Source organism: Microcoleus sp. N9_A1 (assembly GCF_036701795.1).
Taxonomy (GTDB): Bacteria; Cyanobacteriota; Cyanobacteriia; order Cyanobacteriales; family Microcoleaceae; genus Microcoleus.
Genome location: NZ_JAUBRI010000006.1, coordinates 65,922 through 91,902, shown reverse-complemented (window position 1 = coordinate 91,902; position 25,981 = coordinate 65,922). Strand labels below are relative to the sequence as shown.

15 protein-coding genes and 1 tRNA gene are annotated in these 25,981 nt (G+C 44.9%); 7 read left to right on the top strand and 9 right to left on the bottom strand.

What is annotated here, in order from left to right:
* Positions 1-59 precede the first annotated feature (59 nt).
* Together QUA58_RS04380 and QUA58_RS04375 are read right to left on the bottom strand one after the other, a co-directional pair.
* Complete coding sequence (locus QUA58_RS04380) at positions 60-935, bottom strand: tetratricopeptide repeat protein (RefSeq protein ID WP_445301862.1); 876 nt, start codon at positions 933-935, stop codon at positions 60-62.
* 358 nt (positions 936-1,293) lie between these two features.
* On the bottom strand, positions 1,294-4,527 hold the full coding sequence (locus QUA58_RS04375) for an ATP-binding protein (RefSeq protein ID WP_333393150.1): 3,234 nt from the start codon (positions 4,525-4,527) through the stop codon (positions 1,294-1,296).
* 396 nt (positions 4,528-4,923) lie between these two features.
* On the opposite strand from QUA58_RS04375, the gene QUA58_RS04370 reads away from it, so the two are divergent.
* From QUA58_RS04370 to kaiC, 3 genes are all read left to right on the top strand, one after another.
* Positions 4,924-5,859 carry a circadian clock protein KaiA gene (locus QUA58_RS04370; RefSeq protein WP_333251966.1) on the top strand — a complete coding sequence of 312 codons (936 nt, stop codon included), beginning with the start codon at positions 4,924-4,926 and terminating at the stop codon, positions 5,857-5,859.
* A gap of 188 nt (positions 5,860-6,047) precedes the next feature.
* Positions 6,048-6,362 (top strand): circadian clock protein KaiB, encoded by a 315-nt coding sequence (gene kaiB, locus QUA58_RS04365; RefSeq protein ID WP_006632119.1) that lies wholly within the window; start codon positions 6,048-6,050, stop codon positions 6,360-6,362.
* A 345-nt stretch (positions 6,363-6,707) separates the two neighbouring features.
* The gene (kaiC, locus tag QUA58_RS04360) at positions 6,708-8,270 is read left to right on the top strand and encodes a circadian clock protein KaiC (RefSeq protein WP_333251965.1); all 1,563 of its coding nucleotides are present in this window, start codon (positions 6,708-6,710) and stop codon (positions 8,268-8,270) included.
* 242 nt (positions 8,271-8,512) lie between these two features.
* Here kaiC and QUA58_RS04355 read toward each other — a convergent pair.
* Positions 8,513-8,585, bottom strand: a tRNA-Arg gene (locus QUA58_RS04355).
* 368 nt (positions 8,586-8,953) lie between these two features.
* On the opposite strand from QUA58_RS04355, the gene QUA58_RS04350 reads away from it, so the two are divergent.
* The 4 genes from QUA58_RS04350 to QUA58_RS04335 all read left to right on the top strand — a co-directional run bounded on the left by QUA58_RS04350 (position 8,954) and on the right by QUA58_RS04335 (position 16,374).
* Positions 8,954-11,821 carry an ATP-binding protein gene (locus tag QUA58_RS04350; RefSeq protein ID WP_333393149.1) on the top strand — a complete coding sequence of 956 codons (2,868 nt, stop codon included), beginning with the start codon at positions 8,954-8,956 and terminating at the stop codon, positions 11,819-11,821.
* Entirely contained in the window at positions 11,814-13,250 is a 1,437-nt protein-coding gene (locus tag QUA58_RS04345; RefSeq protein WP_333251963.1) for a response regulator, read from the top strand. The genes QUA58_RS04350 and QUA58_RS04345 overlap by 8 nt, the downstream gene beginning before the upstream one ends.
* A gap of 125 nt (positions 13,251-13,375) precedes the next feature.
* Positions 13,376-13,771 carry a response regulator gene (locus tag QUA58_RS04340; RefSeq protein ID WP_333251962.1) on the top strand — a complete coding sequence of 132 codons (396 nt, stop codon included), beginning with the start codon at positions 13,376-13,378 and terminating at the stop codon, positions 13,769-13,771.
* The gene (locus tag QUA58_RS04335; protein ID WP_333393148.1) at positions 13,768-16,374 is read left to right on the top strand and encodes a PAS domain S-box protein; all 2,607 of its coding nucleotides are present in this window, start codon (positions 13,768-13,770) and stop codon (positions 16,372-16,374) included. Before QUA58_RS04340 ends, QUA58_RS04335 begins: the two co-directional genes overlap by 4 nt.
* A 103-nt stretch (positions 16,375-16,477) precedes the next feature.
* On the opposite strand, the gene QUA58_RS04330 is transcribed toward QUA58_RS04335, so the two are convergent.
* The 6 genes from QUA58_RS04330 to tkt all read right to left on the bottom strand — a co-directional run bounded on the left by QUA58_RS04330 (position 16,478) and on the right by tkt (position 25,975).
* Positions 16,478-17,566, bottom strand: a complete 1,089-nt coding sequence (locus tag QUA58_RS04330; RefSeq protein WP_333393147.1) for a response regulator — start codon at positions 17,564-17,566, stop codon at positions 16,478-16,480.
* 124 nt (positions 17,567-17,690) lie between these two features.
* Positions 17,691-19,193: an ATP-binding protein gene (locus QUA58_RS04325; protein WP_333393146.1), complete on the bottom strand. Its 1,503-nt coding sequence runs from the start codon at positions 19,191-19,193 to the stop codon at positions 17,691-17,693.
* A 91-nt stretch (positions 19,194-19,284) separates the two neighbouring features.
* Positions 19,285-19,806 (bottom strand): response regulator, encoded by a 522-nt coding sequence (locus QUA58_RS04320; RefSeq protein WP_333393145.1) that lies wholly within the window; start codon positions 19,804-19,806, stop codon positions 19,285-19,287.
* 204 nt (positions 19,807-20,010) lie between these two features.
* The gene (locus QUA58_RS04315; RefSeq protein ID WP_333393144.1) at positions 20,011-20,457 is read right to left on the bottom strand and encodes a response regulator; all 447 of its coding nucleotides are present in this window, start codon (positions 20,455-20,457) and stop codon (positions 20,011-20,013) included.
* 49 nt (positions 20,458-20,506) lie between these two features.
* Positions 20,507-23,305, bottom strand: a complete 2,799-nt coding sequence (locus QUA58_RS04310) for a PAS domain S-box protein (protein ID WP_333393143.1) — start codon at positions 23,303-23,305, stop codon at positions 20,507-20,509.
* Positions 23,306-23,956: 651 nt separating this feature from the next.
* Complete coding sequence (tkt, locus tag QUA58_RS04305; RefSeq protein ID WP_333393142.1) at positions 23,957-25,975, bottom strand: transketolase; 2,019 nt, start codon at positions 25,973-25,975, stop codon at positions 23,957-23,959.
* Positions 25,976-25,981 lie beyond the last annotated feature (6 nt).

Here is a 25,981-nt window from a genome sequence, read left to right as displayed (position 1 = left end):
GTTCCTCGCAATGACGGAGGGGTAGTCATGATATTAAACCCGGATTTGGGATCGGGCGACTACATTTGGGGAGGGGGTGGGGCGTCTTGAATTTTAGCCAGTGCTGCTTTCATTTCAGGAGTGGCTAGCAACTTTTGGGTATCTGCGATTAAACGATCGCCCCAGAGGTTTTCTTTGAGATATTCTACGGTAGCATAGCGTTTGTCGAGTTTCAGAGCTGCTTCTCCCATCGCTAAGCCTTTTTCTTTGTCACCTTTGGTGTAGAATGCTACTGCTAGAGCTAGCATTGCTTCGGCTGCTTTGTCGTCGATCATGATCGCCTGTTCCCAGCGTTTGATGGCGCTATCAATATCTCCCATTTCGTATTTGACTAATCCGATATTGTTAATAGCAGGCCAGAGGTTTTTTTCTAAAGCAAAGGCTTTTTCGTATTGGGCGATCGCCTGATCAAACCGCTTCAGCTTATAAAAAGCATTGCCTAAATCAAATAATGCACCTGGAGTGTCTGGTTTTAACTTTAACCCTGCTTGCAAATATTCGACTGCTTTCTCGTAGTTCGCTTTCCGAAAGTGAGCTTCTCCCAAGACAAATTTAATTGATGGATTTTCTGGTGACAGAGATTGAGCTTGCCCCAAAGCTTCAATGCCTTTGTCAAACTGCTCGACTTGAAGGTACAAGCTACCTAACAAAGTCCAAGTTTGAGCATTTTTGGGGGCTAACTGTGTGGCGAGTTCGGCTCTGGGTACCGCTAGTTGGTACTGCTGCAGTCTGGCTAGCTGGACGGCTTCTTCTGCAAGGCTCAAGGCCGTTTGTTCGAGTTGGGCCGAGTCGATTTGCAGGGTGTAAGGCAGGAGTGCCTGACAGGCAGCAGGCTCGGGCATTGTCCACAAACCGAGTGCAAGTAGCAGAGATATTAAAGGAATGCGATTAGGCACTGTACAGCCCCAGAAAAAAATATAAGGGTTTCTCGATCGCCTATAATAACTCATATTTTTGAGTTTTGATATTGCTTCTTGACTCGCAACACTTCGGGGTTTTCATTTAAATACTTCTCAAATTATGTTTACATTCAGGATAGCCGTTTTTCTTCACCGTTGTATTGACGAATTATCACCTCACTACAAATAGGCAAAATTATGAGTTATTAGAAACTTGAATTAGTTAATAAATAACGTTTCGCGGTTTTCCGTTGAAGAATTCCCAAACTATGTTTTTAATCAGAAATAATAGTTGGTCTTTACAGGTTTAGAGAGGAGTGAATTCCTCACTACAAACCTAGTAAATTCTTCATTTTCAGGAATTTGAGTGAGTTAATAAAGTGTGTTGAATTTTGTCTAATAATTGTGCGGCTGACAAGGAAGAAGGCAAAATTTTGGCAGATACTTCTTGCAGCAGAAAGTCGATCGCCTCGGATTCGGAATTTACAGCAGACCGATAATCCCAGACTAAAATTGGCAGTTTTACTGCCATTTGTCGCAGGTTCGATAGCGCCTGCAACATAGCGGAGGATTCTGAGGGAGCATCTCGCAAGCACAGCAAAACTAAGTCAACACTTTGATATTGCAACTGCTGCAAAACTTCTGTCCAGCAAGGAGCGATGGACCATCGAAATCCTGCGGTTTGGATGTACTGAATCAAAGCTTGAAAGTTGGGAGTAGAAAACTGGGAATTGGGCATGGGAATCTCGACTTTTGTCGATCGCTCGCAATCTTTCAATTCTTCCGTCGGGTTCCCCCCAGAAGTTCGGTGCAAATCGGGTAAAGTCGAAATGTCGGCCAATAAAATGCTGGGCTTCCAACTCATGCCCGCAGCAACTTGAATCACTTGCCACAAAGCACTTGGCACCAACCCGGTACCTGAAGTTTCACTGTCGTCGGGACTGCGGGTAGCCAAACAGGGAAATACCGACAATCCTTTGACTTGATTTGCCAGTTGCGTAGTGGGATGGTCTAAAGTCACCAAGGGGAGAGAACCCAAATTTCGAGATCGACTTAACTGTTCGATAAAAGCTAAGGGGTTTTGCAGTTGACTTGTACCGTCTAAGACGATCGCGTCGGGCCGCCAAATTCTGGCCACGAGTTCTGCTTGGCCGAGGTCGTCTGCTTCTAAAACCCGGCAGTAGTTGGGGTTGAGCAGTAAAGCGGAACCTTGAGAGGAACCGTTTTGCGGGCTGAGCCACAACACGGTTAAAGAACTCCTTACTTTGGGGCTACTAGCATTACTGTGGCCGATCAAGTCTGCCAGCAGCCGCCGCAAAGCTGGTTCTTCCACCGGCAAGCTCAAAAAGCCTTCGGCTCTGTTGACACTGGCCCGTTCTTTTTCGCCTCTGGTGGCCGTGACGATCGCCGGAATCGATCGGGTATCCGGGTCACTCTTGAGCAGCGTCAGCACGTCCCAACCCGACAGCAGTGGCAGCAGCGGGTTGAGGAAAATCGCTTCGGGACTGAACCTGCGGGCTTTTTCCAGCGCTTCGGTGCCGGAACGGGCGACTATTACTTGGTAGCCCAAACCTGAGATCACGTTGGTTAAATCTTCGATATATTTGGGAACTGCTTCGACTATTAATACTAAACGAGAGCGAGAATTGGCGATCGGAGTCTGATATTTTGGTTTTAATAATTCTTCCTCGGTGGCTGTACGTGCTGGGAATTCTTCGCTGCTGTTTCCCGGAGGATTTGGCGGCAGCAGCAGGGTAAATTGAGAGCCTTGGTTTTCTGAGGAAATAAACGAAACGTCTCCGCCGTGGAGCCGAGCTAGGCGTTGAGTCAGTACCAGTCCCAGTCCGGTTCCTTGAAAGCGCCTGGTGAGGGGGCTTTCTAGCTGTTGGAATTTCTGAAAGATTAGGTGCTGTTTGTCGGCGGGGATGCCGATGCCAGTGTCCCAAACTTTGAATGCGATCCAGCCTTCCCAAACATTTACTTTCAATCCGATTTTGCCACCGAGTTCGGTGAATTTTAGGGCGTTGGAAAGGAGGTTAACCAGCATTTGCCGCAATCGCAGTTCGTCGGCAATTAAGTGGCTCAGTTCCGGTTCTATTTCGAGTGTAAATTCTATTTGGGCGGAGGGTTCTGCGTTTGCTGTACCGTCCGTTTTGCTCGGGCCGGCAGGGTTTTTTTCTTCTTGCTGTTGCAGTTGTTTTGCTTGTTCAAAGGCTCTTTGGCAGGTTGATGCTATTTCGACTGCTTCGGGAATTAGTTCTAGCTGCCCGGTTTCCATCCGGGTTAAGTCTAATATATCGTTAACTATTGTCATCAAATGCCGCCCGCTTTTATGGATTAGTTTGGCGTAGCGTGTTTGGCGATCGTTGAGTTCTCCGATCAATTTATCTTTGAGGAGGCTGGACAAACCGAGGACGGCGGTGAGCGGGGTTTTTAGTTCGTGGCTGATGCAGGATAAAAATTCGTCTTTTAGTCGGTTGAGGTGGATTAAATCTGCGTTTTTCGCTGCTAGTTCTTTGGCGACTAAATGTTCTTCGGTGACATCTTGTCCCATTACTAAAATTAGCTGGTCTGAGAGTGGCTGTTTGACAAATTGCCAGATCCGTTCTTGACCTTTTTGTACGGGGCACTCGCAAATGTAGGTGTCTGGTTTGCCGGCCATGGGACACCAAGCTGGAGCGGTTAATGTTGAAGGGGAGGCAGCAGCGTACAGGGGCAGCGGGCAACTGGTGGCTGCGGTTGAATCGCGCTCGTCCGATCTACTTGCTCCTACTAGGCTCCTGCACTCTTTGGTGATTGCCTCTAACTGCACGCTCTTGTATTCGCTTGTTAAATGGCTTGGTTTGCGGGGCGAGTGTTTACCCAAATTTGCTGCTGGTTCTGGAACTGGTTCTGGGCCTGCTCCCAGCAAAATCCGCCACGCTGCGTTTTGGCTGACTATTTGTGCAGTAGGGGTTTGCAATCTCAGGGGCAGGGGCAGTTTTTCCAACAGTTCCACTAGGGAGTTCAGGTTTTCCGAAGGTTTCAATCCTGCTTCTAGAAAGCGCACTTGAGCGTCTAGAACCGTGGCGATGGCTTCGGAAACCGGCCTTAATTCGATTTCTTTGACGACTGTTGCCGGCTCTGTGAGGCTGCAGAGCGAGCTGCTGTTGAGTGCGGCGAATTGCAGCAGGCTCAGGCTGTCTAGCATTCCTAAAAATTGACCACTGGCATCTGTCAGGGCGATCGGGTTGTTTGATGAAATGCCTGCGGTTTGGCGGTTTGGCCGGGCTGGGGTGTTCTGTTCCTCTGTTTGCAGGTACTGCCAGAATTCGCTGATGCTCATAGCGGCGGGTAATGCCCTGACTGGTTCGATCGCGATCGGGCTTTCTGACAAAGGTTGCTGCCCGTCGTTTGGGCGATCGGCCGCGCGGGCCCAAAGGCTGCGGAGGTACACTAATCCCAGCGGCTGTAGCTGTTCGTTGACTACTGCGACTCGATCGCAGTTGCTGGAGCTGAAAATTGACCGCAGCGCTTCTAGCGTCGCCGTTTGGAGGCACAGCGGCACTGGCTCGATAAAATTTTTGAGACTGGGGGTGGTGGTTGACATAACAAACCTGAGAGTCTGCTATCTATAGCAGTAATATTTTTGATACCCAATGTAGCTGCGGATTTCTATATCTTATTTGTTTTATATCAGTTCGCTATTAGGCCGGGGATCGCCACCGAGACCTAGGAGTTCGATGCCTGCACCTGATTTGAGGCGACTAGCAATTATTTTAAGGCTTAAGCTTAATTGCAGAAATCAAGCTCAGGGTGCTTGACACAAAAACCAAGGAGTACACTTTGATTATTCCTTTGCTGTAAGCACATCGCTTATTTTGCGGTTAAGATTGGTTAAAATAAATATTGAGATGATTGTTAAAATGTTAAGTTTTTTGTAAAGGAGATATCAACTCTGAGCGATCCAGCACTTTCAGGCAACTTAGGTGGTGCACCTACAGCTTTGCTTCCTCAACTGTCTATCGGTATTTTTGTCCGCTCTGAGGAAATCGCAGCCTCTGCGATCGAGCTTTTGAGAGGCGAACGCTATGCTTTAACGCACATGAAGTCGGCGGTGGAGTTTTTGGGATTCCTTAAGCATAATTATCACCTTGATTGTTTGGTTTTGGAGGTGGATGGGGATCTGCGATCGCTTCTGAGCAAGCTGCAAGAACGATCGCTCTTTTTGCCTGCTGTGATTTTTTCGCCCCAGCCGGGGGAGGATGCAACACCCGAAGCATCACCTTCAGATAATTTTGAGGCCGCGGCCAGTACCGCCGACCATAGTCAAGAGCAAAGTTGTGCTTTTTTTTACCACCCTGCTGAGGTACAACTGCCAATCGATCGATCAACTGAAATAAATGCAAGTATCGATCGGGCGATCGCACAATTTCTGAAACTTTCAACTCCGGTTCCTGTCAATTACCAATCCGTAACGGTCGATGCGACAGCCCAATTGACTGCTCAAAGTTTGCTCAGCCGACAGCAGCGGCGGCTGGCGGAAAAATTACGGGAGCGATTAGGATACTTAGGTGTGTATTATAAAAGAAATTCCCAGATTTTTTTGAGAAATCTGTCGGGACCAGAGAAGCAAAAGTTTTTGGAGCAACTCAAGTCAAGTTATCGCGACATCGTTTTGAATTATTTTTCTCAAGGTGCTGCGGTCAACAATCAAATAGATGAATTTGTGAATTTGGCTTTTTTTGCTGACGTTCCCGTGACTCAAATTGTAGAAATTCACATGGAATTGATGGACGAGTTTGCTAAACAGCTAAAATTAGAAGGGCGCAGCGAGGAAATATTGCTTGATTATCGTTTGACCCTGATTGACGCGATCGCTCATATGTGCGAGATGTATCGGCGATCGATTCCGAAAGAGACATATCAAAGTAGAATGTAGAAGGGATTCGGCCTAATTTAAGAAAGAAAAGGTAGAAGGTAGAACCTAACAAAAAAGAAAGGAGCCGACCAACGGTCGCGCGAGCGCGAGGCTGAAATTATTATAAAATAACAAAGAACAGCGGATTTAAGACAAATAACAACTACAACTAACATCTGACAACTAATACTCAACATTTAAAAAAGTTCATGAGTCCTCTGAAGAAAACCTACGTTCTGAAGCTGTACGTTGCGGGGAATACTCCCAACTCAGTGCGAGCTTTGAAAACCCTAAAGGACATCCTAGAACAAGAATTTCAAGGAGTCTACGCGCTGAAAGTCATAGACGTTCTCAAAAATCCTCAGCTAGCAGAAGAGGACAAAATATTGGCAACCCCGACGCTGGCCAAAATCCTGCCGCCGCCGGTGCGAAAAATTATTGGCGATTTGTCCGATCGTGAGAAAGTTCTGATAGGATTAGATTTGCTCTATGAAGAACTTCGCGAAGAAGACCTGAATTCATAAGATAATCAGGTGAGAGTCAGTCAATTTTAGATTTGAGACTTCGGTTTGGCGTGAAACGTTCGGCGAGCGCGAGCGTCGAAGCGTCGAGTCGCGCTCAGTCGAAAGATTTTAGATTTTAGATTTACTCAACAGATGAATCTGGGAGGTGGAACAAAAGTCTAAGATTTTGATCTCTCCACGACAGGAATACGTGGCAGGGTATCCGTTTTTCCGCGGGTCATTAGTCAGCAGTCAGCAGTCATTAGTTATTGAGCAAGAGCCAAAACTAAAAGCTGGGTACAAAGACTCATGATCGGCGGTTAATGAGTGACAACTAAAGAATACTGAGAGTTGACAAAAATCGATATGAATGAAATTAGTCAAACGGTTCAACGAGAAGGATTGGTAACCGCAGGAGTTGAAAAAATTCGCACAATGATTGAGGGTTTCGATGACATCAGTCACGGCGGAATGCCGATCGGCAGAACCACCCTAGTCAGCGGCACGTCAGGAACGGGAAAAACTTTATTTGCCGTACAATTTATCTATAACGGAATCACCCATTTTGACGAACCGGGAGTGCTCGTAACTTTTGAAGAATCTCCGACAGATATTATTAAAAATGCTTGCAGTTTCGGTTGGGATCTGGCCAAGTTAATCGATGAAGGCAAGCTATTTATTTTGGACGCTTCCCCCGATCCAGAAGGTCAGGATATCGTGGGAAACTTTGATTTATCTGCCTTAATCGAGCGGATTCAGTACGCCATTCGCAAGTACAAAGCCAAGCGCGTTTCTATAGATTCGGTGACAGCCGTATTTCAGCAGTACGACGCTGCATCGGTGGTGCGCCGAGAAATTTTTCGCTTAGTTGCGCGCCTCAAACAAGTAGGAGCAACTACAGTTATGACTACCGAACGGCTGGAAGAATACGGCCCGGTGGCGCGGTTTGGAGTGGAAGAATTTGTGTCAGATAATGTAGTGATTGTTCGCAACGTTTTGGAAGGGGAACGCCGCCGCCGCACAATGGAAATTTTGAAGTTGCGCGGTACAACTCACATGAAGGGCGAATATCCTTTTACTATGACTAATGACGGAATTAATATTTTCCCCTTGGGGGCGATGCGATTAACTCAAAAGTCTTCAAACGTGCGGGTTTCTTCTGGCGATAAAACTCTCGACGAGATGTGCGGCGGCGGTTTCTTTAAAGACTCGATTATTTTGGCTACGGGTGCGACGGGAACAGGCAAAACGCTGTTGGTGAGCAAGTTTTTGCAGAATGCTTGTATGAACGGCAATCGGGCGCTGCTGTTTGCCTATGAAGAGTCGCGAGCTCAGTTGTTCCGCAATGCTTATTCTTGGGGCATTGATTTTGAGGAAATGGAACAGAAAGGACTGCTGAAGCTGCTGTGCACTTACCCGGAATCTGCGGGTTTGGAAGACCACTTGCAGACTATTAAATCAGAAATTGCTGAGTTCAAACCTTCTCGAATTGCAATAGACTCGCTGTCGGCCTTAGCTAGGGGTGTCAGCAATAATGCTTTCAGGCAATTTGTGATCGGAGTAACAGGTTTCGCGAAGCAGGAAGAAATAACCGGCTTTTTCACGAATACCAGCGACCAGTTTATGGGTTCTAATTCTATTACGGACTCCCATATTTCTACGATTACGGACACGATTATCATGCTGCAGTATGTAGAGATTCGAGGGGAAATGTCGCGGGCAATTAATGTGTTTAAGATGCGTGGTTCGTGGCACGACAAAGGGATTCGGGAATACACGATTACTGAAAGAGGGCCGCAAATTAAAGATTCGTTCCGTGGTTACGAACGGATTATCAGCGGTTCTCCGACTCGGATTACGATTAATGAGAAGAGTGAGCTATCGCGGATTCTCCAGGGTGTGCAAGGTCAAAGCGATGACGATATTTAAGAGTTACCAGTGATTGGTCGTTAAAATTAGGTTGGGTTGAGCTAGGAAACCCAACTTTTTTAATTTGAGGAGTTTGTGAACATTTATAACAACCGCGGCGCAAAAAGTCCGGGGCAAACTTGGCAGATATGGAGGTAGTTTTGGAGATACTTGGAACAGATGGGAGCGAAACTTGAGCAGAAAATAGGACTATCGGTAATACAATTAACCTGAAACCCTTGCTCTACAAAAGACATAAACAATGAGCACGGAGGGATTTGAACCCCCGACCCTCAGGACCGGAACCTGATGCTCTATCCACTGAGCTACGTGCCCTCGACTTTTTTGAGTATAACACGTCTTGCGGAAAATGGCGAGTGTCGATCGCAAATTTCCTGGTCTACCTCCAAACCGCTTGAGCCATGCGGGTTCAACTCGCCCGCGCGCTCAAATATCAGGCTGTTCTCGAAGCCAGAGACTGCAACTTTTACCTAAATGGTAACAATAATACGACAATGGGTAAAATAATAGACTTTAATCGAGTAAACATTAGGTTCACATTAGATCGGGGTCGAGCATCTACCACAGCTAAAATAGCCCGCATCAATTCCCCCTAGCTAAGCGGCAGTAAATAAATGGTGCTGCTATTAAGACCGGTGGTACAAATACGGTTCTAGACTAAGTTCACCAAACCTCTCAATCTTATGGTTTCTAAAATTTTAGACAAATTACCGCTGCGAACAGTTCTCATAGTTCCATTTGTACTGCAAATCGTGGGAGCCGTGGGACTCGTAGGATATCTGTCTTTTAGAAACGGACAAAAAGCAGTTAATAACCTTGCCAGTCAGTTAATGAGCGAGGTGAGTTTGCGTGTCGAGCAAAACCTGCAAGTTTACCTGACAACTCCCCATCAAATCAATCAAACCAAGCTGGATGCTGTCAAGCTCGGGTTGTTAAAAATGGAAAACTTATCAGCTTGGGAGAAATATCTTTGGCGGCAAGTAAAATTATATCCCTATATCAATTTTACCTCGGTTGGCAACGAAAAGGGAGATTATAGATCCGGTGAACAACTTTCTAACGGCTCCCGCACGATGAATGTGATAGAAACATCTACTGGGTTAAATTTTAATTCTTACAATACGAACGAGCGAGGCGATCGCACTACATTTATCACCCTTGTAAAAAACTATGATAATCGGCAACATCCTGCGTACAAAAAAGCCGTAAAAATCGGAAAAGCTACTTGGAGTTCGGTTTATGTTTCCTTGCTAGAGCCGACCTTAATTATCAGCGCTATCCAACCCGTATACAGCGACAAAAATCAGGTAGAAGGAGTATTATTTGCTGCTTTGCGTCTCGACCATATTGGAATATTTCTCAACAGTCTCAAAGTGGGCAAATCCGGTCAAACATTTATTGTAGATCGCCAGGGTACTTTGTTAGCAACTTCCACCACAGAAAAACCGTTTCGCACCCAAGGTAATGAAAGACAATTGTTTAAAGTAGAAGAAAGCAGTAACCCTTTTACTCAAGCGACAGCTAAATATTTGACTGCAAAGTTTGAAAAATTAGACCAAATTAAAAAATCTGAGTTATTGAGCTTTGAAATAGATGACAAGCGACAATTTTTAAAAGTCTTGCCGTTCCAAGACGGCAAAGGTTTAGACTGGCTGATTGTCGTAGTTGTTCCCGAAGCAGATTTCACCAAAGAAATCGATGCCAATACCCGCACAGCGGTTTTGCTCTGTTTCGCAGCTTTAGGAGTAGCTGTCGCGATCGGCATTCTGACTTCTCGGTGGGTGACAAATCCTATTTTGAGCTTAAATACAGCAGCAAAAAATATTGCTAAAGGTGAATGGGACACAACAGTACAAAGCGAACGCTCCGACGAATTGGGGGAATTAGCCAAGTCATTTAACAGCATGGCTCAACAACTGCAACAATCTTTTGAAACTTTAGAACAGCGAGTGCAAGAGCGGACGGCAGAATTGGCTATAGCTAAAGACAAAGCGGAAGTAGCGAATCAAGCTAAAAGCACTTTTCTTGCTAACATGAGCCACGAATTGCGATCGCCTCTCAATGCAATTCTTGGCTTTTCCCAACTGATGACTCGCAGCCAAACTCTATCCCCAGAACATCAAGAAAATATTAGCATAGTTAGCAGCAGCGGAGAACACCTCCTTACCCTGATTAATAACGTACTGGATTTATCTAAAATTGAATCGGGGCGCACCACCCTCAATCCCCATAAAATAGACCTCTATCGCCTGCTCAATGACTTAGAAGATATGTTTCAACTCAAAGCAGATGACAAGCACTTGCAGTTGGTTTTTGACCGCAGTCCCGATGTGCCACCATACATAGAAGCGGACGAGTTAAAGTTGCGGCAAATCTTAATTAATCTGCTCAATAACTCTCTTAAGTTTACCCATGAGGGCGGTGTAGCGGTCAGAGTTAGCAAGCAGTCATTAGGCACAAATCAGCAGACAGAAGGGAGCAATTTTGAGCACTCCGAAGGATCAAAAAATACAGAAAATTCAGCAATTAATGGCATTAAAATATCTCAATTCAGTCAGTCGAACAACCAGATTATTGTAACGCCAAATGACGATTCAGCTTCTACCTCTTCCTTCTTCCTTCATTTTGAAGTCGAGGATACTGGTTCGGGTATTGCTACCAATGAATTAGACGATCTTTTTGAACCTTTCGTGCAAACCAAGACAGGCAAAGATTCGCAAGAAGGTACCGGCTTGGGATTGCCAATCAGTCGCAAATTTGTGGAATTAATGGGCGGCGAAATGAGCGTCTCTTCTGCTGTTGGTAAGGGAAGTAATTTTAAGTTTGACATTCAAGTTATTGCGGTCGATGCGGCTGATATTGAAAGCCCAAAACCGAGGCGGAATGTTATTGCCCTGGTTCCCAACCAACACACCTATCGAATTTTGATAGTAGACGATAAACCGCTCAACCGCCAACTGTTAATTAAAATCCTCTCTCCTCTGGGTTTTGAACTAAAAGAAGCTACTAACGGTCAAGAAGCTATTGAGATTTGGGATAGTTGGGAACCGCATCTAATTTGGATGGACATGAGAATGCCTGTGATGGACGGCTACGAAGCTACGCAATACATTAAAGGTACTCTTAAAGGTCAAGCTACTGCGATTATTGCGCTGACAGCGAGCGTTTTGGAGGAAGAACGGGCAGTTATTTTATCGGCGGGCTGCGATGCTTTTATGAGGAAGCCTTTCCGGGAAGCCGATATTTTTGATGCTATGCACAAACATATCGGAGTGCGCTATATTTATGAAGATCCGGGTCAAACTAATTTATCGGCAATCAAAGAGGGCGATCGCGGAATGACTGCGACTGATTTCGTGAAATTGCCGGATTCACTGGTAGCTGATTTAAAGCTAGCAATACTGAATGCAGATATGGATTTAATTGATACCTTGATAGAGCAAATTCGATTAAAGGATGCAGTAACGGCAGGTGCGATCGCAACTTGTATAGAAAATTTTGAGTACGACAAAGTTTTAAAGTTAATATCTCAAGCAATATCACATGAATAACGACATTCTTAGCACCGATCGCGGTAATATTTTAGTAGTTGACGACACCCCAGCTAATTTGCGGCTGCTAGCCGGAATTTTGAATAGCAAGGGCTATAAAGTGCGCCCGGTACCTAGCGGCGAGTTAGCGCTTTCGGCGGCAAAAGGTATGCCACCAGATTTGATTTTGCTGGATATTATGATGCCCGAAATGAATGGATATGAAGTTTGCGAAAAGATCAAAGCTGATCAACGAACTTGCGACATCCCGGTGATTTTTATTAGCGCGATTAATGACGTACTTGATAAGGTCAAAGCCTTTGCTGTTGGCGGGGTAGATTATATTACCAAGCCCTTTCAGGTGGAAGAGGTTCTAGTGAGGGTAGAAACCCATTTAGCAATGTGCCAGTTGCGAAAAAAACTCCAACAGAAAAACACTGAACTTACAGTTACTTTAGACCAACTGCAAGCTACTCAGAATCAATTAGTGCAATCGGAAAAAATGGCGGCATTAGGGCAACTGATTGCGGGCATTGCTCACGAAATTAATACGCCGTTGGGGGCGATTCGGTCGTCTATTGGAAATATTACCAGCTTTTTGGATAACAATCTCGAAAGTTTGCCAGTTTTTTTTAAAGAACTGTCAGCAGAACGCCAGCACGATTTCTTGCGTTTGATGTACAGTTCTAGTCAACAAAATTACTCTTTATCTACTCGAGAAAAACGGGTATTGAAAAAAGGCGTGAAGCAGCAACTAGAGTCGGAAGGCATTGACAATTCTGACAGCCTTGCTAGCATTTTAGTCAATATCGGATTGCAAGGAAATTTGCAAGAATTCTTGTCGTTGCTCAAAGATCCTGACAGCGAAAATATTATAAAAACAGCCTACGACTTTGCTAGCATTCACAAAAGCGCCCGAACCATCGCTACCGCTACTGAACGCGCTGCAAAAGTCGTCTTTGCTCTGAAAAATTATGCGCGTTACGATGTAAATGGGGAAAAAATACAGGTGAATATTACGGATGGAATTGAAACGGTATTAACCCTTTATCAAAACCAAATCAAGCAGGGTGTGGAAGTTGTCAGAAACTATCAAGATCAATTACCGGCGGTACTGTGTTATCCTGACGAACTCAATCAAGTTTGGACAAATTTAATTCACAATTCCTTACAAGCGATGGACAATCAAGGAACTTTAACAATTGACGCGGTACAACAAGATACCAACGTCTTGGTAAAAATTATTGACAGCGGTAAGGGGATTCAACCAGAGATTATTCCGAAAATTTTTGAGCCTTTTTTTACTACTAAACCTGCGGGAGAAGGCAGCGGGTTGGGACTGGATATTGTCAAAAAAATAATTGAAAAACATCAGGGTAAAATTGATGTGGAGTCGATGCCCGGTAAAACAGCATTTACCGTGTCTTTGCCGATTAATTTAACTGAGTAGGTAAAGCGCCGGAGACTGAAGTCTGGGGCTAAAATTTGCAGTCTACGCGCGCAGAATGTAGAATTTGGAAAACGGTGTGCTGCCCATGGGGGTTCACCCTGCCACACTAAAGAAGGAAACTAGCGATGTCTAAATCAGCAATTTTGTGTGTGGACGATGAAGTAGGAGTGTTGGAAAGTCTGGAAATTGAACTGCAACAGGCATTTAACGGTAAATATCTTTGCGAATTTGCTGAAAGTGCTGCCGAAGCCCTGGAAATTATTGAAGAGCTATGTGAAGATGAGGTTAACATTTTAGTAATTGTCTCTGATTGGTTGATGCCCGGAATGAAAGGAGATGAGTTGCTGATTAAAATTCATCAAAAATATCCGCAAATTGTGACAGTGATGCTGACAGGACAAGCAGATAAAGAAGCAATCGAACGCACAAGAACTCAAGCAAATCTTCATGCTTTCATAGAAAAACCTTGGCGAAATCAAGAATTAATTGAAGCGATTAAGTCGGGTCTAGCAAATTTATGAAAAAACCAGTCATTATTTGTGTCGATGATGAGCAGACTATACTCGATAGTCTGGAAATAGACCTGCTAAAAGCCTTTGAAGATAAATATTTAATTGAAACGGCCCAAAGTGGCGAAGAAGCTTTAGAGTTGCTGTCAGAACTTTTAGCAGAACAGTATGAAGTTCCTTTGGTAATTTCGGATCATATCATGCCGAACATGAAAGGAGATGAGCTATTAAGGAGCATTCATGCCATATCGCCGAACTGTCTCAAGATTATGTTGACGGGGCAGGCAGATTTGGAGGCGGTAGCCAATGCTATTAACTATGCTAAATTGTACCGATACATACCTAAGCCTTGGCAATGTGATGACTTAAAATTAACTGTCACTGAGGCAATATATAGATATTTTCAAGATAAACAATTAGCTGAAAAACAAAGAGAACTTCAGGAAATGAATCAGGAGTTGGTAAAATTAAACCGCAAGCAGGCAATGCTGATTGCCAAACTCCATGAAAACGAAAGTCGCTTGACGCAATATCTAGAAGCTATGCCATTGGGCGTGTGCGTGCTTGATGCGAACGGTCAATCTTTTTACGCAAATCAGAAGGCGCAGGAGATATTTGGCAAAGGCACTGTGCCGCATATTAATTCAGAGCAAAAAGCAGCAATTTATCAATTCTATAAAACCGGGACTAATCAGAGATGCCCCGTGGAAGAATTGCCAATTATGCGGGCGCTTCGGGGCGAAAATGTGCGGACTGAGGGTGTAGAAATTCGTACAGCTAGTAAGATTATTCCTGTAGAGAGTTGGGCAACTCCAATTTATGATTCTACAGGCGAGATTTCCTATGCGATTATTGCTTTTAGTGACATAACTGAACGGAAGGAAGCTGAAGCGGCGCTAATTCAAGCTGAAGAGAAGTATCGCGGGATATTTGAAAATGCTCTAGAAGGTATTTTTCAGACGACGCCGGACGGACATTTTATTAGTGCGAATCCTGCTCTGGCGGAAAGTTACGGCTACGATTCCGCGTCAGAATTGATAGAAAGTATTAATGAGATTCAGCAGCAATTGTACGTGGAACCGAACCGCCGTCAAGAGTTCCTGGCGCTGATGAAACAGCACGGTACTCTGTGTGAGTTTGAGTCTCAGGTTTACTGTCGAGATGGCAGCATTATCTGGATTTCTGAGTATGCGCGCACAGTTTATGATGCTAATGGTGAAGTGCTTTACTATCAGGGTTTTGCTAAGGATATTAGTTTGCAAAGACAGGTGCAAGTGGAACGAATCAGGTTTACTAATGATTTAGAAAAAGCTTTGGCAGCCGAAGAAAAGTTAAATGAGGCACTGTCAGAAAACGAAAGCCGATTGACTCAATTCCTGGAAGCGATGCCAGTGGGAATATTTGTTGTCGATGGTAAGGGTAAACCTTTTTACATGAATTCTTGGGGCGAAAGGATACTAGCCCAAGGTTTAATTTTTGATGGGGGTACTGACCAATTTCCTGAAGCTTATCATTTTTACGACGCTGGAACTAATCAATTGTATCCGAGGGATAGCCAACCGATTGTTCGGGCGTTGCGGGGAGAATTTGTGCGTATGGACGATCTAGAAGTTCATGGGTCGGATCGGATTGTGCCGATCGAGGTTTGGGCGACTCCAATCTACGACGAACGAAAAAACATAGTTTATGCGATCGCAGCTTTTCAAGACATCACGGAACGTCTAGAGGTAGAAACAGAGCGCCGCCAGTTCACAGACGAGTTGCAAAAAGCTTTAGCAGCGGAAGAAAAATTAACAGATGCTTACGGGCGGTTTGTGCCGCACGAATTTCTCCACTTTCTGGGATATGAAAGTATTCTGGAAGTCAAATTAGGCGATCAGGTACAGAAAGAAATGTCGGTGCTGTTTTCAGATATCCGCGATTTCACTTCTCTTTCGGAAAGGATGAATCCCGAAGAGAATTTTCAATTTATTAATGGTTATTTGTCGCGGATGGAACCGGCAATTACTGACAATTTTGGTTTTATTGATAAATACATTGGCGATGCGATTATGGCGCTGTTTGATGGCAGTGCGGACGATGCTGTGAAAGCTGGAATTGCCATGCTAGAAGAGCTTAACGAGTATAATATTAGTCGTAATCAGGTCGATTTCCCGCCGCTGCAAATTGGCATTGGCATCAATACGGGTTCTTTGATGTTAGGCACGGTGGGCGGCCAAAGTCGGATGGACAGCACGGTGATTAGCGATGCGGTAAACTTAGCCTCCCGCGTGGAAACTTTGACGAAAGAGTATGAAGTTTCGATGTTAATTACTCACAATACTTTTATAGAGTTAAACGATATTTATGATTTGAGGTTAATCGATCGCGTAACAGTTAAAGGCAAATCGCGAATGGTAACAGTTTATGAAGTATTTGCGGCCGATCCGCCAGAGTTACGACAGAAAAAGTTAGAGACAAAGACAATCTTTGAGCAAGCTTTGGTACTCTACTATAGTGACAAGTGTGGCGAAGCTATAAGATTGTTTTCGGCCTGCTTGGAAATCAACCCTAATGATAAGGTAGCTCAAATTTATATGCAGCGGTGTCTGAAAGGAGCGATCGCTCCTCCATAATACAATTTTAAATTTTAGATTTTAGAATTGGGAAGGATTTATTCCATAATGGTTGGGAGTGTGCCTACAGTTACATTTTTTTTGAAACTGGTATAATCATTGTTTAGACAGGCAGAGAAACGCAAACTATGGTTTCTTGCTGCGGTAAACTTTCTATTTTAAATTCTCCTCCGTGCAATTCTACAAGGCGTTGAACAATAGCCAGGCCCAATCCCAAACCTGCTTGTTGGTAAAGTTTGCGATCGAACTGCCTGTAAGCTTCTAGCTGTGCAATCTGATCGGTAGTCATGCCGCGGCCTTGGTCTTTGACAGACAGAATAAAAGTCTGATTTTCGATGACAGTGCTTAATAAAACAGGCGTTCCTTCTAAAGAAAATTTGAAGGCATTGTCCAATAGTTCTTCAACAATTTTTGCGAGTCGGACAGAATCCATAGCTACCGACGAATCTTGCAAGTTTAATTGTAAATCGTCTGTTCTATTCGCGTGTTTTGCTTGCTGCCGCGCTTTTTGACTCAGCAAAGATTTTACACAGCTAAATTCGCTGTTTCGCATCTCCTTTAGCAGTTCGGGATTTGTGGCTGCTATCTCCAGTTCTGCATACAGCAAAAAGTTCTGAATCAGTCGATACAAGCGATGACCGGAAGTTTGAATTTGACCGATCATCTCTAAGATATCTGATTCCTCTAAAACCTGATATTCTGACAGAATCAGCTCAGAAAAACCCATAATTGCATTCAAAGGAGTCCGCAATTCGTGGGGCAGCGACATACTAATATTCGTGCGTAATTCGTCTAGCGTCTTTTGAGATTGTCGGCTAATTGTTTTTTGTTTTTCAAGTCTAATAGAAATGGCTTTTAGCAGTTCTTGCGGCGTACACGGCTTAGTAATGTAATCGTCAGCTCCCAGTTCCATGCCTGTGCGAATGTCAACTTTATCGGCTTTTGCTGTGAGGAAAATAAACGGAATTGTGGCAGTCAAGGGTTCCGAGCGCAATGCTTTGATGACGCCGTGACCGTCTACTTCCGGCATCATCATGTCGCACAAAATTAAATCCGGGATTTTTTCGATCGCCAATTTGATGCCGACTTTGCCATTAATCGCTCCTATTCCTTCAAAATTCTCGGCTTCCAGCAACTCTAAAATATTCTCTCTAATCGCTTCTTCGTCTTCTATTACCAAAATCATAGCCACGGTGATAGCTCCTTTTAGTTAGTAGTTTGTTGAAAAATTCTGGGTTCAGACAATTGATAAGTTTGTTTGTTAGGCGCTTGATTAATCGTTAAGTAGCGGATATATATAGTTGATAATTCAGTTGTTATTGATTGGGAGGGCAAATTAGAGGCAAGGTAATAGTGAAAGTTGTGCCTTTTCCTTCTTGACTGTCGATCGCGAGTTTGCCGCCGTGAAGTTCCACAGCCCTCTTCACAATTGCTAAACCGAGACCTGTTCCCGAAATAGTGCCGACATTTGTAGCTCGGTAAAAAGTTTCTAATATCCGCTCTCGATCGGCTTGGGGAATGCCGATGCCCTGGTCTTGAACTTGGAAAATAGCTTCTTTGTTTTGACAGTTGAGGTGCAAGGAAACTGTACTGCCTGCGGGGGAATATTTGATGGCATTTGAGAGGATATTTCCCAAGATTTGCTGCAGCAGTTTTTCATCCATTTGAGCCTCGCAGTTGCCGCCTTCATATTGAAAGGCGATCGGGTGTTGGTTGCTGTCGTTGAGCTGCTGCTCTTCTACCAGTAGACGGCAAAATTTTTCGAGGTTTAAGGAAACAGGTTGAAACTGCAAGGTATTGGCTTCGATTTTGCCAATTACGAGGATATCTTCTAATAACTCTGTCATGCGTTTAATTGCTAATTGAATCCGCACAAAATGAGTAGATTTTTTATCTTGGGGCCACTGAGAACTGTAATCTTGCAGCAATCCAGCGGAAAATTGGATGGTTGTCAAAGGTGTGCGGAACTCGTGGGAAACCATTGTGACAAATTTAGCTCGCAGTTCTGAAAGTTCCTTTTCTCGTGCGAGGGCTTTGAGAATTTCCGCTTCTGCTCGTTTACGATCGCTAATGTCACGGGCTTCGGCAATCAGCAGCAAAACTTGTCCTGTTTCATTTTTAACAGGTTTCAGTGAGAAATCAACTGTCATAATTTGGCCACTTTTACCTAACAAGTCGATTTCGCTGCGGAAAAACTCGCCGCGACTTGCTTTGCCGATCGCGCATTGCAATTGTTCGCAAACCTGTAGCGACTGGGCCCAAATCGCCATTTCCCACATCGGGCGGCCCACAATATCCTCCGATCGCAATCCGGCAAAATCGAGGGCTGTCTCGTTCACTTCCAGCACGATTCCTTGGGGAGTCAGCAGCTTTGTTAGCTGAAACGAAGAGTCAAAAATCGCCCGAAAGCGGCGCTCGCTTTCCCGCAGCATTTGAAAGGTTTGAGATCGTTCGATCGCGTAGCGGATCGTCCGCACTAATAATTGAGTAGTAATGTGACCTTTAACAATGTAATCTTGAGCCCCCAAGCGAACTGATTCTAGGGCGATCGCCTCATCATCCAAGCCCGTCATTACCACCATTGCGGTATCCGGGGCAACTTCTCGCAGGCGAGTTAGGGTTTCCAAACCGTGGCTGTCGGGCAAAGAAAGGTCGAGCAAAACTACATCAAAGGGCTGTTTGCTCAGATGTGCGATCGCCTGATGCAGGTACTCAACCGACACCAGTTCCCACTGGACACCCACAGATACTTCTAACAGTTCTGCAAGCAAATCAGCATCAGCCGGATTGTCTTCTACTAACAGAATTTTAATCCACATAGCTTTGACGTTTTTGACTGTAAAATTTTCACTCTACCAATCTCAGGTTAAACTTTTTTGCTTTCCCTTGCCATTTTTAACTTGAAAGTTATTATTTGGGCGCGGTCACCACCGCCAGCCACAAATCCTCAATCCATCTTACCAAATTAGCAACTTGACTAAAATCGACAGGCTTAGTGATGTAGCACCGGGCTGACCGGGCATAAGACTTGAGAATCTCTTCATCGAATGCTGAGGTTGTCATAATTACCACCGGAATCATTTTTAACTTGGGTGCTGACTTAATTTCGGCCAACATTTCCAAACCAGTTTTTTTAGGCAAATTCAAGTCAAGCAGAATTAAATCGGGAGGGGGTACGTCCACATACAAACCTTCTTGCTTCAAAACATTCATTGCTGATATCAAATCCGGTAGCATCGGAATTATGTAGTGCGAGCGTCCCCGCTCGCGGCGTAGATCGCGAGCGGGGATGCTCGCACTGAAATCATCCAAATATATGATATCAATTCCGGTTGCATCGGAATGATTTAACCGCAGAGAACGCAGAGAACGCAGAGTCTCCAGAAGAGAGAGACGAATAATTCCGATGCTAAGAGATTTGATATCATTCATGAATTGCCCCCTAATTTATCACCTGACGATGCAACCGGAAACGATCTGACACCCCATCTTCCACTCTTGTGCAATTTGTTAAAAAAATTGCTTACCGCCAGACTTTCTAAAGCCAAGTCAGCATCGCTGGGCGAATCCTCCACCAGCAGAATGTCAATAGGTTTAACAATTTTTATATTGCTGACAAGCAAAGTATCTGGTCGTTTAATTTACAGGAAGTTCGACGACTGCGAGCCAGAATTCCTCAATTAACCTGACTACTTTAGTAAATTGTACGAAGTCTACTGGCTTAGTAATGTAACAGTTGGCGTGCAACGAGTAGGACATAAGAATATCCTCTGGGGCTGCTGAAGTGCTGAGAATTACTACGGGAATTATTTTTAAAATTGAGTCACTTTTAATTTCTTCTAGCACTTCAATACCGCTTTTTTTCGGCAGATGCAAATCGAGCAAAATCAAATCGGGACGGGGTACGCTGAGATAGGGTTCTTTGCGGCGCAAAAACTTGATTGCTTCGACTCCATCCTCCACAAAATGCAAGTTATTCAATATTTTACCCTGACCCAGGGCTTCTATTGCCAAATCGGCATCGCTGGGAGAATCCTCAATCAGCAGAATCTCTACGGGTCTAACAGTGCTTCGCTCGCTCATAACCGGCGTATCCTTTTGATTATAATAAAAAAAATTGAAATTTGAGGCTTCATGTACTAATTATAGGAATAGTGAAGTAAAAAGTCGCTCCTTTTCCCTCCTGAGATTCCACCCAGATGCGCCCGCCGTGGCGTTCTACAATTCGCTTGCATATTGCCAAACCTATGCCTGTGCCGGAATATTGGCGGCGTCCGTGCAGGCGTTGAAAAATGATGAAAATGCGATCGGCATACTCTGGCTCGATGCCAATGCCATTGTCTCGAACGCTAAACTGCCATTCACTCTCGTTCCCGCCAGCAGAAATATGAATTAATGGGAGTTCTTGGCAGCAGAATTTGACGGCATTGCCAATCAAATTTTGGAATAATTGTACGAGTTGAAATTCATCGGCCATCACTGTTGGTAGGGATTCGTAAGTGATGACAGCTTTCTTTTCGGCGATCGCAATTTGCAAATTGCACAAACTTTGCTGCACAGCCGCGTTGCAGTCCGCCGGCTCAAACTCCTGACCCCTCGTTCCCAGGCGCGAATACGCCAACAAATCGTTAATTAACTGCTGCATTCTGGTGGCGCCATCGACAATATAATTAATATACTTATCTGCTTTAGCATCCAAATTGCCTTGATAGCGCTGGGCTAACAATTGAGTGTAACTGATAACGGCTCGGAGCGGTTCTTGCAAATCGTGGGAAGCCACATAAGCAAATTGTTCTAATTCCTCGTTGGAACGCTTCAACTCTTCTGTAAGTTGCAGCATTTGCTGCTCTGCTTCTTTGCGGTATGTAATGTTGTAAACCAAGGCGCAACAAGACAGCAGATTCCCCTGGGAGTCCATGACTGGACTGGTAGAGAGATCAGTCCAAATATCTTTGCCGTCCTTGGTTGTGAATTTAAATTCGTGTTGTTCACCAATACCTTGCTTGCGGCGCTCGACATTATCAATAGCTTGTTGTTTTTGCTGTTCGTCCATGAAATCAAAAAGCGGCCGCCCGAACATTTCTAATTCACTATAGCCGAGCATTCGCGCCATTGCGTGGTTCACGTAAGTCGTGAGGGCATTGCTGTCAATTACCCAAATACCTTCTTCTGCTAATTCAACTATTTGCCTGTACTTGAATTCGCTTTCCTGCAAAGCTGTTTCAGTTAGTTTGCGCTCCGTGATATCTTTCATAAAACAGTGGTGGCCGTTAAATATCCCTTGTGCATCCCAAGCTTTTACCATCGTTAATTGCTTGTAAAAAAACGAGCCATTTTTCCGCACACCTCTAGCTTCTACTTCTACTTTGCCAGAAATTAGCATTTCTTGATAAGCTGAGCTCATCATTTCAACATCGCCCGGATGTACGGTGAGCTGCCATTCCATGCCGAGCATTTCTTCCGGTTCGTAACCGCATTTATGAGCGTAAGCTCGGTTAACCTTCACGTAGCGTCCCTCAATGTCCAGCCGCGAAATGCCTTCCACCGTATTTTGCATGGCATTGGTGAGGTCGCGCAGCTCTTTTTCAGCTTGTTTGCGATCGCTAATATCCTGACCGATACCCAAAAAACCGTTAATATTTCCCTTGCTGTCAAATAAAGCAGTCACCGACAGCAGTACCGGAAACCGCGAACCATCTTTGCGAATGTAAGTCCATTCATTTTCGTCAGCGATTTCCCGGCACGGCAAGGCAACCAAGGCTTCAATTCCCGGTTCTATTTTCACTCCCAATTCTTGAGAAAGAACTTCAGCTCTTTTAGCTATCTCCAGAGGATCGTGAATGATTGCTAGCGTGACTTTCCCCACCACTTCTTCTAGCGAATAACCTAAAAGTTTCTCGGCAGCCCGATTAAATGTTTTAATTGTACCGTCGGGTTGTGTAGAAATAATTGTGTAGTTAGCGCTATTAAGAATTGCATTTTGCAGTTGCGTCAATTCCAACAAAGTGATCGCAATTTTTTCGCGGTAGGCTATTTCTTTTTGCAATTTGTGGTTAGAAATTTCAATTTGAGCAGTGCGCTCAGCAACTCGACCCTCCAGAGTTTCATTTAGCAGTCGATTTTCCTCTTCTACCTGCTTGCGTTCTGTAATATCAGTAATAGTACACACATAACTTTTAACCTCCCCATTTTCTCCGATTTGACCGAGAGATTGACCGAAAACCCAACTAATTTGAGTGTGATTAATGCCTTGAAAGCGGTACTCAGATTTAAACGGCAATTTATCCTGCACGGCGCTATACCATTCACTAAAAACCCGATCGCGGTCGTCTGGATGAATGCCTTGCAACCACCCTTTGCCCAAAGCTTCATCACAGGTTATTCCCGAAATTTGACACCAGCGCTCGTTGACATACAAGCAGTCTCCTCCAGCATCTGCATAAAATATTCCTACCGGCGAAGCTTCAGTTAAAGTTTGATAGCGAGCTTCCGTTTCTCGGCGCTCAATGATTGCTTTTTGCAGTATTGAATCGATCATCCCTAATTGAGTTGGACTGAGGAGAGTTAATGCTTGGGGAACTAAAGGAATTAATGCAAAAGCAGTGTAAGCAGAAATCGCAGCGGTAATAATTTTCAGACTGCCAGAAACCCAATAAACAGGATGCCAAAGCGTCCAAACTTCCATTATATGAGTAGTGCCACAAGAGATAATAAAGGCTGCAAGCAGCCAAAAGATGTTACGGAAGGGCAAGTCTTTTCGCTGACCTATAAAATAAATTAGGGATAGGGGTATTGAATAGTAGGCCAGGGCAATTATAGAGTCTGACACTATGTGGAGCGCGACTAGCTCTCGCTGCCAAAGGTAACAGTAGCCTTGAGGAATATAATTCCCGGTGAATAACAGGTGATTTAAAAATTTCCAAATCATCATAAATGGAATGGGTAATCGAGAATTGGTAATTGGTAATTGGTAATTGGTAAGCGGGAATTGGTAAGCGGGAATTGGTAATTGGTAATTTAACCCAATGACTTATAACCTATCTCAAATTTTTGAAAGATACAGTCTTGAACGCACCGGGGGCTAAAAACCCGGTTTCTGGTTAGATGCCTCGTTGCCAAACCGAATATTGTCGTAGAAACTGGTTTTTCTTCCGTAACTCTTAATATAGCAATTCTCAATGATTCGCGAGCTGTAGCGAGCTCTAGGCTGGGTAGACCGAAGTGAAACCCAATATTCCGATTTTAGATTTTAGATTTTAGCTTTTCCTTCCTTCTTCCTTATCTTCTAGATAACTAAAGCCTTCTCTCGCGACGATAACTAAGGAATGAGAATTAAATAACTTACAATGCGTGATAGTTCTTGTGGGATGGGCGTCCCGCCCGTCCAGAAAGGGCGGGCGGGACGCCCATCCCACAAACGTTGTGTAAATTATTTAATTCGAGATCCTCAAGCCTTCTTCCATCCATCTGTTACATCTGTTACATCCGTCGAGCGAATCCGTTGCCGAACTTCTTCCTCCTTCTATAAAAAATGGGGCGAGCCCAAAGCCCGCCCCACCACAAATTATGCTGTTGCTATTGATTAACCCAACAGCGCCTTAGCCTTAGCTAACACATTGTCAACGGTGTAGCCAAACTTTTCTAGAACAACTGGCCCCGGTGCAGAAGCGCCGAATGTATCGATGCTGATGCTGTCGCCTTCGGAGCCCAAATAACGTCCCCAGCCGAAGCTAGAAGCCGCTTCAACTGCTAACCGCTTGGTAACAGCTTTCGGGAGTACAGATTCGCGGTAAGCGGCATCTTGCAAGTCGAACAATTCCCAGCAAGGCATTGAAACGACGCGGACTTTTTTGCCGGCTGCGCGCAATTTTTCAGCGGCATCAACGCAGAGGTATGTTTCGCCACCGGTGCCGATTAAAATGATGTCGGGAGTGCCGCCGTCGTCAGACAAAGTGTAAGCGCCTTTGGCTGTTCCTTCGATCGAGCTTCCGGCCAAATTCGGCAAGTTTTGACGGGACAAAGCCATTAATGTGGGGCGTTTGGGGCTTTCTACTGCCACTTTATAAGCACCGGATGTTTCGTTTCCATCCGCAGGGCGCATCACCAACAAATTGGGGATGGCGCGCAGGGAAGCGATGGTTTCGACTGGTTGGTGAGTGGGGCCATCTTCGCCCAAAGCTACGGAGTCGTGAGTCATGACATAGATGACTCCAGCTTCCGAGAGTGCGGAGAGGCGAATTGCACCGCGCATATAGTCGGCAAATACCAAGAATGTGGCGCAGTAAGGAATCAAACCGCCGTGGAGTAGCAAACCATTGGCGATCGCGCCCATAGCGTGTTCCCGCACGCCAAAGCGCAGGTTGCGTCCTTCGTATTGACCTTTTTGAAAATCTTTTTCACCCTTAAGCAGAGTCATGTTAGAAGATGCCAAGTCAGCCGAACCGCCGATCAATTCAGGTAGGACAGCAGCCAAAGCATTCAAACATTTTCCAGAATGATTCCGAGTCGAATCAGCCTTATCTTCTACCTTGTAAGTCGGGAGAACTTTATCCCAACCTTCGGGAAGTTTGCCAGCAACTGTGCGTTCGTATTCTGCTGCTTCGGCGGGATATTTTGCTTTATAATCTGCAAAAGTTTTATTCCATTCTTGTTCGGATGCAGCACCGCGATCGACTGCTTTGCGGAAGTGTGACAAAGCATCATTAGGAATTTCAAACGGTGCGTATTCCCATTTCAAGAAATCGCGAGTTGCTTGGACTTCATCGCTACCCAAAGCAGCACCGTGAGCGCTGTAAGAATTCCGCTTGTTAGGAGAACCAAAACCAATGATTGTGCGGACTTTAATCATGGACGGTTTGTCCGTGACTTTTTTCGCTTCTTCAATAGCTTTGTCAACTGCTGCTAGATTAGTATCGTGGTCTAGAGCAGTATTATCTACTGTAATGACGTGCCAGTTGTAAGCTTCAAAACGCTTGCCGACATCTTCAGTAAAGGCCAAGTTAGTGTCGCCTTCAATGGAAATGTGATTGTCATCGTAGAGGGCTATTAATTTGCCGAGTCCGAGGTGTCCAGCCAAGGAACAAGCTTCGCCTGAAATGCCTTCCATGTGGCAGCCGTCACCCATGATGACATAGGTGTAGTGGTCAACAATGGTGCTATCGGGCTTGTTGAATTTGGCAGCGAGATGAGCTTCTGCCATTGCCAAACCGACGGCGTTAGCAATACCTTGTCCCAAGGGGCCTGTGGTAACTTCTATGCCTTCGGTAACGAAGTTTTCGGGGTGTCCGGGAGTTTTGGATTCCCACTGACGAAATTGCTTGATGTCGTCGAGGCTGACGCTATCGTAGCCGGTCAGGTGCATGAGGGCGTACTGTAGCATACAGCCGTGGCCGGCGGAGAGGACGAAGCGATCGCGATTGAACCACTTGGGGTTTTTGGGGTTGAACCGCATAAACCGATCCCACAGCACGAAGGCCATAGGCGCAGCGCCCATCGGCAGTCCTGGATGACCTGATTTTGCTTTTTCTACCGCATCGATGGCGAGAAAGCGGATAGAGTTGATGCAGAGTTCTTCAGTCTGTGATTGAGTTGCAACAGCCATAATTCT